Raw genomic sequence first — 13,482 nt, forward strand, 5'->3', positions numbered from 1 at the left:
GCGCTACGCCGCGGGGCCGGTGCTGTCGCGGACGACGAGTTCGGGGCGGAGGAGCCGACGGGGGATCGCCGGGGAGCCGGAGGCCGTCCGGTCGCGCAGGAGCAGCTCGATCGCCTGCCGGGCCATCTCGCGCTTGGGCAGGGCCACGCTGGTGAGCGCGGGCCGGGACAGGAGGCCCTCGGGGCTGTCGTCGAGTCCCACCACCGAAAGGGTGCGGGGCACGGACCGGCCCGCCTCACGGGCCGCCACGAGCGCACCGGCGGCGAGGACGTCATGGGTGGCGAAGAGCGCGGTCGTCCCGGGCGCCGCCGCGAGCGCCGCGTGCGCGGCGGCGATGCCGCCCCGGAACGACGGTTCCGGCGCCATGTGGACGGCCCGGTCCGGGACCGTGACCCCGTCGACGGCGAAGGCGCGCCGGAACCCCTCGACGCGGACGGAGTGGGCGGGGCTGGCCAGGACCGCCACCCGCTCGTGCCCGAGCTCGCGCAGGTGTCGCCCGGCGAGGTAGCCGCTGTGGTCGTAGTCGATGGTGACCACGGGATACCGCTCGGGTACGTCCGTCTCCCACGCGCAGAGGACGACGGGGAAGCGGGCGTGGGACAGCAGCGGCAGATGGTCGATCAGGTCCTGGTCGCCCGCGATCAGGAGGGCGTCCACCGACCGGCTCGTCAGACCGGCCAGATGACGCCGGGCCCGCTCCCCGTCCCGGCGGGTCGTGCAGAGCAGGAGGCGGTGACCGTGCTCCTCCAGCACGTCCTCGACCGCCTCCACCAGGTCCGCGTAGAAGGCCGTGACGACGGTGGGGACGAAGAGGCCCACCGTCCTGGTGTTCCCGGTCGCCAACGACCGGGCCACCAGGTTCGGCAGGTACCCGAGCTCGTCGATCGCCGCCCGCACCCGCGCCTCGGTGGCCGGTCGCACCGCCACCCTGCCGCTGATGACGTTGGAGACGGTCTGCTTCGTGACGCCCGCCCGCTCGGCCACGTCCTGCATCGTCACCATGGCGCGCCCTCGTTCTGCCGATCAAAGACGAGGGCACGGTAGCCGCGCCCGATCGGCCGGTCAAGGGCGTGATCGGCCGGCCAGGGACACGAACACCCGCCCTGCACAAGGAGGTTGATGCTCGGAAGAGAGCGAGGGGATTCTGCTCCACGTCTTGCTTTACCGGTCAAATGGGCCGTACGTTCTGCGCCGAGCTGCTCGCTGTCACGCGGTCCCCACCCCTAAGGAGCACTGTGTCAGGCACCCGAAGGAGACTGGTCGGCGCTCTCGCCGCCACGACCATGGCCATGGCGGGCGGCGGCGCCCTGACGGCGCCGTCGGCGTCCGCCGACGCGTCCGCCGCCCCCACGTACACCGTCACCGTCGGGTCGAAGGGTGCGTGGACCCGTCCGGACGACACGCCCGCCGGCACCTACATCGACAAGGACGGCACGTTCTACTTCCAGCAGTCGCACGCCCTGTACGCCGCGAACGACCCCCGCAAGTGGACCTTCTACACCGGAACGAACTTCGACACCGCCACCCGGTCCGGCGCGATCAGCGACGCGGTGAACCCGGCGAACTCCGCGGACCGGAACGACGACACGACCTGGCGGTGCAACAACAGCCCCACCGGTGTCGAGGCCACCGCCGCGCCCGCGGGCTCGTCGTACGCCCACCGCAACTACTGCGACCTGGCCGGCGTGTGGGTCGACCCGGACACCGGGGACTGGTACGGCCTCGTGCACAACGAGTTCACCCCCCAACCGTTCGGCGACGGCGTGCACTACGACGGGATCGACACCGCCGTCTCCGAGGACCAGGGCCGTACGTGGACGATCAAGGGCCACGCCATCACCTCGCCGTACAGCACCGAGAGGGGCGACACCGCCGCCTTCCCGCAGCAGACCTACCACTACGGCGACGGCGACCAGCGACTGTTCGCCGACACGGCGTCGGGCTACTTCTACGCCTTCTACGGTTCACGCGTCGTGGAGAAGGGCGGCGGCTGGAAGGCCTTCCACGCGCACGTCGCCCGCGCACCGATGTCCGCGAAGCTGGCACCCGGCTCCTGGCAGAAGTGGTACGACGGCGCCTGGTCCCAGCCCGGCGTCGGCGGCCGGGAGAGCAACATGGTGCCGGTCGGCGCCACCGGCACCACGGGCTACACACCCGTCTCCGGTGAGTACGACCCCGCCACCGCCGGCACGGTCGGCCAGCAGGTCGCGGCCGGCAAGATGCCGCCCACGTCACCGCTGTTCGTCATGGACATCACGTACAACGCCTACCTGGGCCTCTACATCGGCCAGCCGCAGGCCGTCGACCAGAGCGGCAAGGCGCCCCAGCAGATCTACGCCACCGCCGATCTCACCACCCAGAAGTGGTTCCTGCTCGGGGACACCGGCAGCTACACCAACGCCTCCTGGTACCGCTGGTTCCTCGACGGCGTCAACAAGACCGGCTCGGGCATCGTCGGCAAGAACTTCCGCTCCTACTGCTCGTTCGGCTGCTCGGGCGGATCGTCGAGCGAATACGTCAACCTCGCGGTCGGCTCCTCCGCCCCCGCCGCACCCGTCGACCCGGGCAGGACCTACCGGATCGCCAGTGCCGGCGGCCGCGTCCTCGCACAGGTCTCCGGCGGCCCCGCCACGACCTCCGTGGCCGCCGCCACCGGATCCGCCCTCGAATCATGGGTGTTCACCGCCAACGGCGACGGCTCCCACCGGATCGCCAACGCCTCCACCGGGCAGCTCCTCGGTGTCGACTCCACCGCCACCAGCCAGCGCGCCTGGGGCACCAGGCCCACCGTCACCGCCATGCCGTCCGGCGGACCGAGCGTCGGGCAGCAGTGGTTCGTCATCCCCGGCGCCTCCTCCGCCGACGGCACCGCGACCGGCGCGTACCGGCTCGTCAACCGCTACAGCGGACTCGTGATCGGCCTGTCCTCCGACGCGGCACGCCTCGCCGAGACCGTCCCCACCCGCAGCTGGACCAACACCACGGGCGACTCCGTGGGCGGGACCCGCGGAGCCGGCGAACAGACCCTGACCCTCACCCCCACCGGCGCGGCGCCCGGCGGCGTCACCGACGGCCCCCACACCCTCGTCACCGGCGGCAAGGCACTCGACAACCCCGACCACGGCACCACCGCGGGCACCCAGCTCATCACCTGGACCCCGACCGGCAACGCCAACCAGACCTGGAACCTCACCCGGAACACCGACGGCTCCCACACCCTCGTCAACGCCGAGTCGGGACTCTGCGCGGACGTCGAGAGCGGCTCCACCGCGGCGGGCGCCAAGGTGATCCAGTGGACCTGCACCGGCGGACAGAACCAGCGCTGGACCCTCACCCCGCTGGTGAACGGCACCTACACGGTCGCGTCCCGGAAGAGCGGCCTGCTGCTCACGACGGCCTCGTCCGCCAACGGCTCCGCGGTGACACAGCAGCCGGACACCGGCTCGCCGCGGCAGCAGTGGACGATCACCTGACGTGACGGCGGAGCCCCGCCGCCGCGTCAACGGCGCGGCGGCAGGGCCTGCTCGGTCCAGATGGTCTTGCCCGAGCGCGTGTACCGGCTACCCCACCGGTCGGTGAGCTGCGCGATCAGGAAGAGACCCCGGCCCCCCTCCTCCGTGGCGTGGGCCCGGCGCATCCTGGGCTGTGTGCCGCTGCGGTCGGAGACCTCGCAGATCAGGGACGCCGCGCGGATCAGGCGGAGCCCGACGGGCCCGCCCGCGTAGCGGATCGCGTTGGTGACCAGCTCGCTGGCCACCAGCTCGGTGGTGAAGGCCAGTTCGTCCAGACCCCACCGGGACAACTGGGCGAGGACGGACGCACGGGCCTCGGCCACCACCGACGGATCCGCCGCGAAGGTCCAAGCGGCGCTGTCGTGCGCGGGGACCCCGCGCACCGAGGCGAGCAGCAGCGTCACGTCGTCGGACAGCGGGCCGGGCACCAGTTCCCGGACCACCTCCGGCCCGACCTCCTCCAGGGGCCGGCCCGGAACCAGCGCCGCCGACAGCGCGTGCCGGAAGGCCGCCATCCCCTCGTCCAGATCGGCGTGGCCGCGCTCGATCAACCCGTCCGTGTACAGCGCCAGCACGCTGCCGTCCGCCACCTCCACCTCGACGGGTTCGAAGGGCAGGCCGCCGACCCCGAGCGGGGGGCCCGGACTGAGGTCGACGTACGCGACGCCGCCGTCCGGGGCCACCAGAGCGGGCGGTGGGTGGCCCGCGCTGGCCACGAGGCACCGCCGGGTCACCGGGTCGTACGTCATGTACAGACACGTGGCGCCGAACGACCCGAAGGCGATCTCGGTACCGGGCGGCCGCGTCGCCTGGCCGCCGTCGACGTCGACGTCGATCGCGAACTGGGACACGAGGTCGTCGAGGTGCGTGAGCAGCTCGTCGGGTTCGAGGTCGAGGTCCGCCAGGGTCCGTACGGCGGTCCGCAACCGCGCCATCGTCGCCGTGGCCTGGAGTCCGTGCCCCACCACGTCCCCGACGACCAGCGCGACCCGGGCCGACGACAGGGGGATGACGTCGAACCAGTCGCCGCTCACCCCGGTGGCCGTGTCGGTCGGGAGGTACACGCTCGCGGTGTGCACGGTGGGGGTGTCGGTCGAGGACGAGGGCAGCAGGCTGCGCTGGAGCCCGACCGCGGCGTTCCGCTCCCGGGCGTACCGGCGCGCGTTGTCCACGACCAGGGCGGCACGCGAGGCGATCTGCTCCAGCAGGGCGAGGTCGTCGCCGGTGAACGGCGGACGGTCCCCGCCGCGGCCGACCCTGATGCGGCCGAGGAGCGACCCCCGGGCACGCAGCCACGCGCTCATCCCGTGCGCGGATCCGAGCGCGTCGGGCGGTTCCACGCCCTCCTCCGCCCCGTCCGACCACACCCGGCCCGACAGCACGCCGCCGGTGTCCACCGCGACCACCGCGCCGGTCGCGAGCCCGCCGGGGGAGGCGCCGGGGCCCGTACCAGGGGTGGCGCCGGCCACAGCCGTCCGGCGCAGGGCGTGGTCGTGGTGGAGCTCGGGAGCGGGCTGCTCGTGCGTGAAGACGGCCTCGGCCACGTCGACGACCGCCACGTCGGCCAGGGCCGGGACGAGCACGTCCACCAGGTCCCGGGTGGTCTCCTCGGCGGACAGGTTCGTACTCAGCACCGTCGTCGCCCGGTGCAGCAGGTCGAGGCGGCTGCGTGTGAGCCGCTCCTCCGTCACGTCGACGAACAGGGCCGTGACGCCCATCACGAGCCCCTTCGCCCCCTGGAGGCGGAACGCGGACAACGCCATGGTCCGCCCCGGCCCCGGATCGACCCGCGTGTGGACCTCCACGTCCAGGCCGACCAGCGGGATCCCGGTCGCCAGGACCTCCCGCAGCCGCGCGTCGATCACCCGGGCGCCCTCCTCGCGCAGGAAGTCGCCCATCCGGACGCCGTACAGGTCGCCGGGCACTCCCGAGTAGGGGAGGAGATGGGTGTTCGTCCGTACCAGCCGCAGCTCGTTGTCCAGCACCGCGAGGCCGATGCGGTCCTGGAGGAACAGCTCCCGCATGAAGGCGTGACCCTGGCGCCACTGGGAGACCAGCACCCGCGGAACACCGAGCACCAGGAACTCGCGCGCCTGCTCGGCCTGCTCGCCGTCGACCAGCGGCAGGACGCGGAACTCCACCTCGCCGCCGCCGTCCGGCGCCAGCTCCGCCCGCCCCTCCCAGACCGGCCCGTCACGCTGCTCCAGGACCGTGCGCCACCGCGCGGGCACGGCGAGGAGATCCCGGACCCGCCGGCCGTGCAGGTCCTGCGCCGAGCGCCGCAGAAGGCTCTCCGCGGCCGGCGTGCACCTCAGAATGGTTCCCCTCGCGTCCACCACGAGCCCGGCCGAGTGCCCCGCGTCGAGGGGGTCGTCGCTCCCGGGAGTCATCAGGGCCCACACTCCGTTCGGCGCCTGGGCGGCCGTGACCGCCACCCACCACCACTCTGCCCCCGCACCCGCCCCTCGGCACGGCGTACTCCTCCGAATGGCCCGCGAGTCGCGACCGCGAGCCGGAAGCCGGATGCGAGGCGCGGCGGGGCTCAGCACGGGGCGGGGCTCGGCGTGGGGCGGGGCTCGGCGTGGGGCGGGGCTCAGCACGAGGCCGAGCTCGGCGTGCGGTGGGGCTCAGCACGAGGCGGGGCTCGGCGTGGGGTGGGGCTCAGCACGAGGGGGGCTCAGCACGATGCGGGCCGAGGCGACGGGAGGACGTCCGCCGACTCCCAGGCGGCGAGGCCCGCGCCCAGGCAGCCCGCCCGGTCCCCGAGCGCCGCGCGCACCAGGTCGGGCCGCCGCTGGAACGACAGCCGCCGGGCGAGTGCGGCGCGCAGCGGGTCGAGCAGGAGACCGCCGGACTCGGCGAGACCGCCGCCGACCACCACGACCTCGGGCGCGAGGAGCGTCGCCGCCGTGGCCAGCGCCGCCGCCAGGGCCTCGACGGCCCGGTCCCACACCGCCCGGGCGTCGGGGTCGCCCTGAACGAGCATCGCCGCCACCTCGGCGGCGCCGTCGACCTCCCGCCCGGAGCGCGCCGCGTACGCGGCGCCGACCGACGCCGCCGAGGCGACGGTCTCCAGGCAGCCCCGCCCGCCGCAGGCGCACGGGTCGCCCCCCGGCTCGACGACGACATGGCCCAGTTCGCCCGCGTAACCACCGGCACGTACCGCCCGCCCGTCGCTGAACACGGCCGCGGACACGCCGGTCCCGATGGGCACGAACCACGCGTCCCGCGCGCCCCGGGCCGCGCCGAGGCGGCATTCGGCGGCGCCCCCGGCCCGTACGTCGTGCCCGAGCGCGACGGGCAGGCCCGTGGCGCGTTCGAGGACGGCCGCGAGCGGCAGGTCGCGCCAGCCGAGGTTGACCGAGTGGACGGCCGTCCGCGTCTCCTCGTCGACGATGCCGGGGACCACCACGCCCGCGTTCCGGACGGTCAACCCCCGCGCGACCGCGCTCGCGTCGAGGCCGCGCAGGACGGTGACGATCTCGCCCACCACCGCCTCCGGACCCGACCGCCGGGGCGTCGCCGCGCGCAGGGCGTGCAGGGTGTTGAGGTCCCGGTCGAGCAGCGCGCCCTTCATCCCGGTCCCACCCACGTCCAGCGCGATGACGCACTCCCGCCCGTCGGTCCCGTCACGCTCCGCGGACATCGCTGTGCTGGGCATACCTGGCGGCTCCTCGTGAAGATGGTGCACACATCGAGGGGGATCGATGCGCGAACATGCTTGCACTGCGCCTGTTTCGCGCATGTTCAAGCATCTTGAAGGTGAGGGTACGAGGGCGCGGCCATACGCGTCCAGAGGCGGCCGGGCGCGGGCGAAGGCCGGCGGCGCTCGCGCGGCACCGGCTCCGGACAGGCTGCGGGGCAGGCGAAGGAGCCGGGTCCGATCCGAGGACCGGACCCGGCTCTTCCGGTGTGTCAGCCCTGGCGCAGCTGCTGCGCGGCCGACCCGTCGCAGGTCCGCTGGACGGCGGCCGTGCCGTCGGCCGTGGAGGCGCCCGCCACCCCCAGGCACTTCGCGCTGTGCCGGGCGGTCAGGGTGAGGTACCCGTCGCCGGTGCTGCGGACGGCCCACTCCTGGTTGCGGCCGCCGTTGCACGCGTACTGGAAGACCTCGGCGCCGTCCGCCGTGGACAGGTTGCTCACGTCGAGGCACTTGCCGCTGTGCCGGGCGACGACGCTCACGTAACCGGCACTGGCGGGGCGCAGCGACCACTGCTGGTTGGTCCCGGAGTTGCAGCCGTACTGGACGACGGCCGCGCCGTCGGCCGAGCCGGCGCCGCTGACGTCGAGGCACTTGGAGCTGTGCCGGAAGGCGAGGCTCTTCCAGACGTCCGGAGCCGTACTCGGGAACGTCCAGGACTGGTTGGCGCCGGTCGTCGGCTGGTGGACCCCGACGGGCGCCCCGTCGGCGGTCGAGGCGCCGGTGACGTCAAGGAGCTTGCCGGAGGCCACGTTGACCAGGGTGTGGTGTCCGTCGCCCGTCGTCGAGCGGATCCACTGCTGGGCGGTGGACGAGCCGGGCGACGCGAAGGTGAGGGCCCCGCTGGAGACGGAGAGCGCCTTGCCGGTCTTCGTGCTGGTGATCCGGTAGGTGGCGGTGTTGCCCCAGTCGCCGGCGGACAGCTTGGTGAAGGTCCACTGCTGGGCGGTGTCCGCGGCTGCGGAGGTGCGCTGGACGACGGTGCTCTTGCCGCCGACGGTGGCCACCGCGAGCGCCTTGCCGCTGTTGTCGTTGACCAACTGGCGCTGCGCCCCGGTGGGAGCGGTCGTCGCCGCGGTGTTCACCCCGGTGACGGTGGGCAGCACGAACGTGGTGACGGAGCCGGGGCCGACGGTCGCCTTGAACGTCCGGCCGGCGACGGCCGCGTCGCCCTCCCGCTGGAGGTTCCTCGTCCCGTCGGTGGTCCACCGTTCGACGGCGCCGTCCGCGACCGTCTGGAAGCCGTCCAGGTTCAGGGTCACCTCACGCGACTCGCCGGTCGGGTTGGTGTGGACGACGACCACTCCGTTCCCGCCGGGCCGAACCGCCGCCAGGGTCTCCGGGTCGTCGGTGTTGAGGACGCGCGAGCCGGGGCGGACGAAGCGGCTGTAGTTCGCCATCGCCCAGTACTTCTTGTTCTTGCGCAAGGGCTCGGTGGCCGCGTCGGCGGGGGTGAAGTCGGTTTGGATGAGGCCCCAGTTGGAGTTCTCACGGCCCGGCGTCATGTTCTCGTAGTCCTCGACGGCCTGCCACAGCACCCAGGCGCGCGGTTCCAGCTCCCGGATGTCGTCGTTGATGCGCCGGGCGAGGTCGAGGGCCGGGCTCATGTCGGTGAAGCTCTGGCCCACGCTGCCGCCGAGGTCCACCTCGGACATCCACAGCGGCGTGGCCTCGCCCTTGGCGACGTCCCGCACGCCGGTGCGTCCGTTCGTCCCGTACGTGTGCGTGTTGAGCCGGCCCACCGCGTCGCGGACGGTGGGGGAGTACGCCTCCCAGTCGGTGCGGAACATCCCGGGGTTCGTCTCGTCCATGGCGGCGATCGGGGTGTTGACGCCCTTCGCGTCGAGCGCCGCCCGCAGGGTCGTGATCATGCGGGCCTGGGAGGCCGGATCCCAGTGGGAGCCCTCCTGGCGGCCGCCGGCGTGCCAGTAGTCCGTGTTCGGCTCGTTGATCGGCGAGACGGAGTCGAAGGTGACCCCGGAGGCGGCCTGGGCCCGCTGGAGCGAACCGGCGAGGTAGGCCGCGAAGCGGTCGTACTGGTCGGACCGGAGGTTGTCCTGCCAGCCGTTGACCGCCCCGGACACCAGGCCGCTGTTGGTCATGAAGTACGGGGCGGAGTTGGAGAACGCCTCGAACGTGGTGGCGCCGCGGGCCTTGGCGGCGCTGAGCCACCAGCGCTGGTTGGCGTCGGCGTTCGGGTTCCAGTGCGTGGGGTTGCTCGGGTCCCACCAGTCGGGGGCCTCCGGACCGGGCCGGTTCCAGTACCCGGGGACGGCCGCGCCGGCCCGCATGTAGGGGGTCGTCTCGGGGCTGTCGCCGCCGCCTATGTTGTAGCGGGCGATGGTGAAGCCGAGGCCGTCGGCGCCGTAGAGGGCGTCCGCGAGCGCGTCGCGCTGCGCGTCCGGCCATCCTCCGGTGACGTTGGCGAACCAGGCGAGGGCGGTGCCCCAGCCCTGGAAGGCGGGCTGCTGGTAACTGGGGTCGAGGCGCACGGTCAGCGCCGCGGCGGGGGACTCCGCGGCGCTCGCCGGCGCCGAGCCGGGACCGACGGCGGTCAGGGCCGTCGTGGCGAGGACCGTGGTGGCGCCGAGTGCGGCCAGCCGCCGGGCGAACCGGGACCGGGACGACGCCGGTCGAACGGGGGTGGGGGACACGACCTGCTCCTTCGAGGGGGGTGGGTGGTGGATCCGGTGCCCGCCGCCGCGCCTCCGGGCAGGAGCCCGGAGGCGCGGGTGACACGGGGCGGCCTGGGACGGAGGCCGCCCCGTGCCGGTCTCACGGCGGTGCGGGGGCGGGTCAGGCCGCCGCGCGCCACCACTTCTGGTTGTCGCCGGTGTTGCACGTCCACTGGTCGAGGGCGCCGCCGTCGGAGGACGACCAGTTCGCCACGTCGAGGCACTTGCCGCTGTGGCGGGCGACGAGCGCGACGTAACCGGAGACGTTGGTGGTCTGCACCTTCCACTGCTGGGAGGTGGAGCCGTCACAGGCCGCCTGCACGACGGCCGCGCCGTCCGCGGTCGACGCCCCGGCGACGCCGATGCACTTCCCGCTGTGCCGGGCCATGATCTGGACGTATCCGGTGCCCAGCTTCTTGATCCAGAAGTTCTGGTTCACGCCGCTGCCGCAGCCCCACTGGACCAGCGGCGCGCCGTTCGCCGAGTCGAAGTTCGCCACGTCCGCGCACTTGCCGCTGCTGCGCGCGGTCAGCGACTCCCAGGGCACGTTCATGCCGGTGACGGTGCCCGCCGCGGTGTCGACGGTGATCTGGGGGGAGTAGCTCATCGTCATGGTGGTGCTGGTGGGGAAGGTCAGCGGCAGCCAGACGTACTGGGAGTCGTTGACCGTGCCGCCCATGGAGTTGCCCCAGCGGTCGCCCATGTAGAGGTAGCTGGTCCCGTTCGTGCCCTGGACCGGCAGGACGTACGCGGTCTGGCTGCGGTACGTCGTGCCGTCCCCGACGTTCTTGAGGTCCGACCACGAGCCGGTGACGCTCGTGGCGGTGGCGTACTTCTGCTGGTTGGGGGCCCAGCCGGTGGCGCCGGAGGTCAGCAGGAAGTACACGCCGTTCCGCTTGAACATGGCGGGCGCCTCGCGCCACTGGCCCGACCACAGCTTCTGGACCTGCGCGTCGATGCCGGTGTAGTCGGCGGTCAGCCGGTACACGTGCAGGTCGGCGTTCTCGTTCGCGGCGGAGATCATGTAGCCGGTGCCGTCGGTGTCGACGAACGTGGTGATGTCCCGCGACATGTGGCCCAGGGGCCGGAAGCTGCCGCGCCAGGTGTAGTCGCCGTCCACGGTGGACGAGACGGCGACGGCGGCGCGCGCCTCCCCGTAGTCGGAGCCGTTCTCCTTGTGCATCCACATGACGAACTGCTGGGTGGCGCTGTTGTAGATGACCTTGGGACGCTCGATGTTGGCCCAGTCGAGCTCGGGGTCGGTCGCCTCGGTGAGGACGTGGTTGCGGAACTCCCAGGTCTTCAGGTCGGTGGACCGGTAGGCGGAGACGTACCGGAAGGTGTTGTCGGTGTTCCGGTTCTCGCCGAACCAGTAGTAGTACTGGCCGACCTTGATGACGCCGCCGCCGTGGGCGTGCACGGGGTTTCCGGCCGGATCGGTGAACTGTGTGCCGTTGGCGATGGTCACCGGGGCCGCGTGGGCGGTGCCGCCGGCGGTGACGAGGGACAGGAGGAGGGCGCAGAGGAATGCCGCCGTCCCGGAGAACTTGAGTCGCATGGGCGCGATACCTCGTGGTGTTGCGTCGGACCGGGCGCTCGCCGCGGACAGCGCGGCGGGGGATCGCTCTGGGGACCTGAGCGGTGGGGGGGGGGGGCGCCCGGAGTGGGGACCGGCCGTTCGGGCCGTGGGGACATCGCGAACACGTAATGTTTTCGTAAACACGATGTAGCCGGAAGTCTGGGATCGACGCCGGACCCTGTCAAGAACCCGGGGCGAAACCGGCGGAGGTTTTGACCGCCGTATCTGTTTGCGCCAACATGACTCGATGGGGGCGCCACACGTGTGCCCCGGGAACCTCCGGAAGGAACGGTCGACGTGGCGGACAAGGCAACGAGAACGCCCCGCTCGCGCCCGCCCCGGAAGTGGCCCTCCATGGCGGAGGTCGCCGCGAAGGCCGGTGTGTCCTCCCAGACCGTCTCGCGCGTGGCCAACAACCACGACAACGTCGACGAGACGACCCGCGCGAAGGTCCTCGCCGCCATGCAGGAGCTCGGCTACCGCCCCAACGCGGCGGCGCGCGCCCTGGTCACGGGCAGGTTCGGCGCCATCGGCGTGGTCAGCTTCGACGTCGGCGCCCACGGCAACGCCCGCACCCTCGGCGCCGTCGCGGACGCGGCCCGCGAAGCGGGCTTCTCGATCAACTTCATGGGCATCCGGGCCCAGACCGAGGCCGCCGTACGGCAGGCCTTCCGGCACCTCATGCTGCAGTCCGTCGACGGCATCGTGCTGGTCGAGTCGCAGATGCTCGACACGCCGTCGCTGCACCTGCCGCCCACGATGCCGGTGGTCGTCGCCGACGGCGACACCGGGCACGCGTACCCGAACGTCGACTTCGACCAGGCCCGCGGCGCCCAGAGCGTGGTCGCCCACCTGTTGGACCTCGGCCACCGGACCGTCTACCACGTCAGCGGCCCGCACGACTCGTTCGCCGCCCGCCGGCGCGCCGAGGCGTGGGAGCGCACCCTCGTCGCGGCCGGCGCCCCGGTGCGGCCCGTCCTGTACGGCGACTGGACCGCCGAATCCGGCTACCTGGCCGGCCGCACGCTCGCGCAGGTCCGCGACGCCACGGCGATCTTCGCCGCGAACGACCAGATGGCGCTGGGAGTCCTGCGCGCCATGCACGAAGCGGGGCGCTCCGTGCCGGGCGACGTCAGCGTCGCCGGCTTCGACGACGTACCCGAAGCGCCCTTCTTCGAGCCCCCGCTCACCACCGTTCACCAGGACTTCGACGTGGTCGGCCGCCACTGCGTGACCCTGCTCCTCGAACAGATCGAGCGCCGGAGCAACGGCCCCCGCCGCCTCGCCGTCGAACCCACCCTCGTGGTCCGCGCGAGCACGGCACCGCCGCCCGCGCACTGACGCCTGCCGCCGCGGAGGAGGCCGCCTCGGGGGTGTCTCCGCCGCGGGGGATGCCTCCGCCACCGTGCAGAACCCCTCCGTCGTGGGGGAGTCCCGCCAAAAGCGGTCCGTGGCGGGGGCGTTCTCCCTGCTCCGCATGGATGCGGACCCCGAGTCCGGAGTGCCTTCATGTAGGGCCGCAGGGCCTTGATTCAGGTGTTTCTCCCAGTCGAACCGGCCCTCGGAGGCGTACGCGCCCGCTCGGCCTGTCCGGTGGCGCTGAGGGCTGTTGTACACAACGGCGGCATCACCATGTCCCGAATGGACCTGATGTCACAACTCCTCATCTAGATCCCGCTTGATCTCCACCTCCTTGTGCTTGACGCCCCTCTGAGGGTGATGCAAACATCAGGCCACCCGATGATTACGTAAACATTTCCTCATCGGTTCAGACTTCCTCCGGCCCGAGGGCCCGGGCATGTGCCCTCTTCGCTCCGTTCCCGACCGGTCGGTCACCGACGCAAGGAACCACCATGACGCTCCTGTCGACGTCAGCCCAGGCGGTGTCGCCGCCTGGCCGGCGAGCCCGTTTCCGTCTCCGTAAGGAGGCCTTCGTGGGCTGGGGTTTCGTCGGCCCGTTCGTCGCGGTCTTCGCTCTCGTCTTCCTGGCGCCGATCGGATACGCCGTATACCTGA

7 protein-coding genes and 1 pseudogene are annotated in these 13,482 nt (G+C 72.6%); 3 read left to right on the top strand and 5 right to left on the bottom strand.

Annotated elements, in window-relative coordinates; translation table 11 throughout:
- Positions 1-3 precede the first annotated feature (3 nt).
- Positions 4-1,002 carry a LacI family DNA-binding transcriptional regulator gene (locus OO54_RS01245; protein WP_033200972.1) on the bottom strand — a complete coding sequence of 333 codons (999 nt, stop codon included), beginning with the start codon at positions 1,000-1,002 and terminating at the stop codon, positions 4-6.
- A gap of 233 nt (positions 1,003-1,235) precedes the next feature.
- Between OO54_RS01245 and OO54_RS01250 the strand changes: the two genes are divergently transcribed.
- Positions 1,236-3,473: an RICIN domain-containing protein gene (locus OO54_RS01250; RefSeq protein ID WP_033200973.1), complete on the top strand. Its 2,238-nt coding sequence runs from the start codon at positions 1,236-1,238 to the stop codon at positions 3,471-3,473.
- Positions 3,474-3,499: 26 nt separating this feature from the next.
- Here OO54_RS01250 and OO54_RS48255 read toward each other — a convergent pair whose 3' ends face one another.
- The 4 genes from OO54_RS48255 to OO54_RS01270 all read right to left on the bottom strand — a co-directional run bounded on the left by OO54_RS48255 (position 3,500) and on the right by OO54_RS01270 (position 11,445).
- The gene (locus tag OO54_RS48255; protein WP_033201028.1) at positions 3,500-5,902 is read right to left on the bottom strand and encodes an ATP-binding SpoIIE family protein phosphatase; all 2,403 of its coding nucleotides are present in this window, start codon (positions 5,900-5,902) and stop codon (positions 3,500-3,502) included.
- A gap of 287 nt (positions 5,903-6,189) precedes the next feature.
- Entirely contained in the window at positions 6,190-7,173 is a 984-nt protein-coding gene (locus OO54_RS01260) for an ROK family protein (RefSeq protein WP_234439190.1), read from the bottom strand.
- Between the two features lie 254 nt (positions 7,174-7,427).
- Positions 7,428-9,866: an RICIN domain-containing protein gene (locus OO54_RS01265; protein ID WP_033200974.1), complete on the bottom strand. Its 2,439-nt coding sequence runs from the start codon at positions 9,864-9,866 to the stop codon at positions 7,428-7,430.
- A gap of 142 nt (positions 9,867-10,008) precedes the next feature.
- Positions 10,009-11,445: an RICIN domain-containing protein gene (locus tag OO54_RS01270; protein ID WP_033200975.1), complete on the bottom strand. Its 1,437-nt coding sequence runs from the start codon at positions 11,443-11,445 to the stop codon at positions 10,009-10,011.
- A gap of 375 nt (positions 11,446-11,820) precedes the next feature.
- Between OO54_RS01270 and OO54_RS01275 the strand changes: the two genes are divergently transcribed.
- Both OO54_RS01275 and OO54_RS47060 read left to right on the top strand, forming a co-directional pair.
- Entirely contained in the window at positions 11,821-12,807 is a 987-nt protein-coding gene (locus OO54_RS01275) for a LacI family DNA-binding transcriptional regulator (protein WP_033200976.1), read from the top strand.
- 512 nt (positions 12,808-13,319) lie between these two features.
- A pseudogene (locus OO54_RS47060) lies at positions 13,320-13,482 on the top strand (sugar ABC transporter permease); the annotation flags it as partial.

It is taken from the genome of Streptomyces wedmorensis, assembly GCF_000716445.1.
In the GTDB taxonomy this organism is placed as follows: Bacteria; Actinomycetota; Actinomycetes; order Streptomycetales; family Streptomycetaceae; genus Streptomyces; species Streptomyces wedmorensis.

Coding starts and splice junctions, on each gene's coding strand:
- OO54_RS01245 (WP_033200972.1), bottom strand. CDS start 1,002: ATGGTGACGATGCAGGACGTGGCCGAGCGGGCGGGCGTCACGAAGCAG.
- OO54_RS48255 (WP_033201028.1), bottom strand. CDS start 5,902: ATGACTCCCGGGAGCGACGACCCCCTCGACGCGGGGCACTCGGCCGGG.
- OO54_RS01260 (WP_234439190.1), bottom strand. CDS start 7,173: ATGCCCAGCACAGCGATGTCCGCGGAGCGTGACGGGACCGACGGGCGG.
- OO54_RS01270 (WP_033200975.1), bottom strand. CDS start 11,445: ATGCGACTCAAGTTCTCCGGGACGGCGGCATTCCTCTGCGCCCTCCTC.
- OO54_RS01275 (WP_033200976.1), top strand. CDS start 11,821: ATGGCGGAGGTCGCCGCGAAGGCCGGTGTGTCCTCCCAGACCGTCTCG.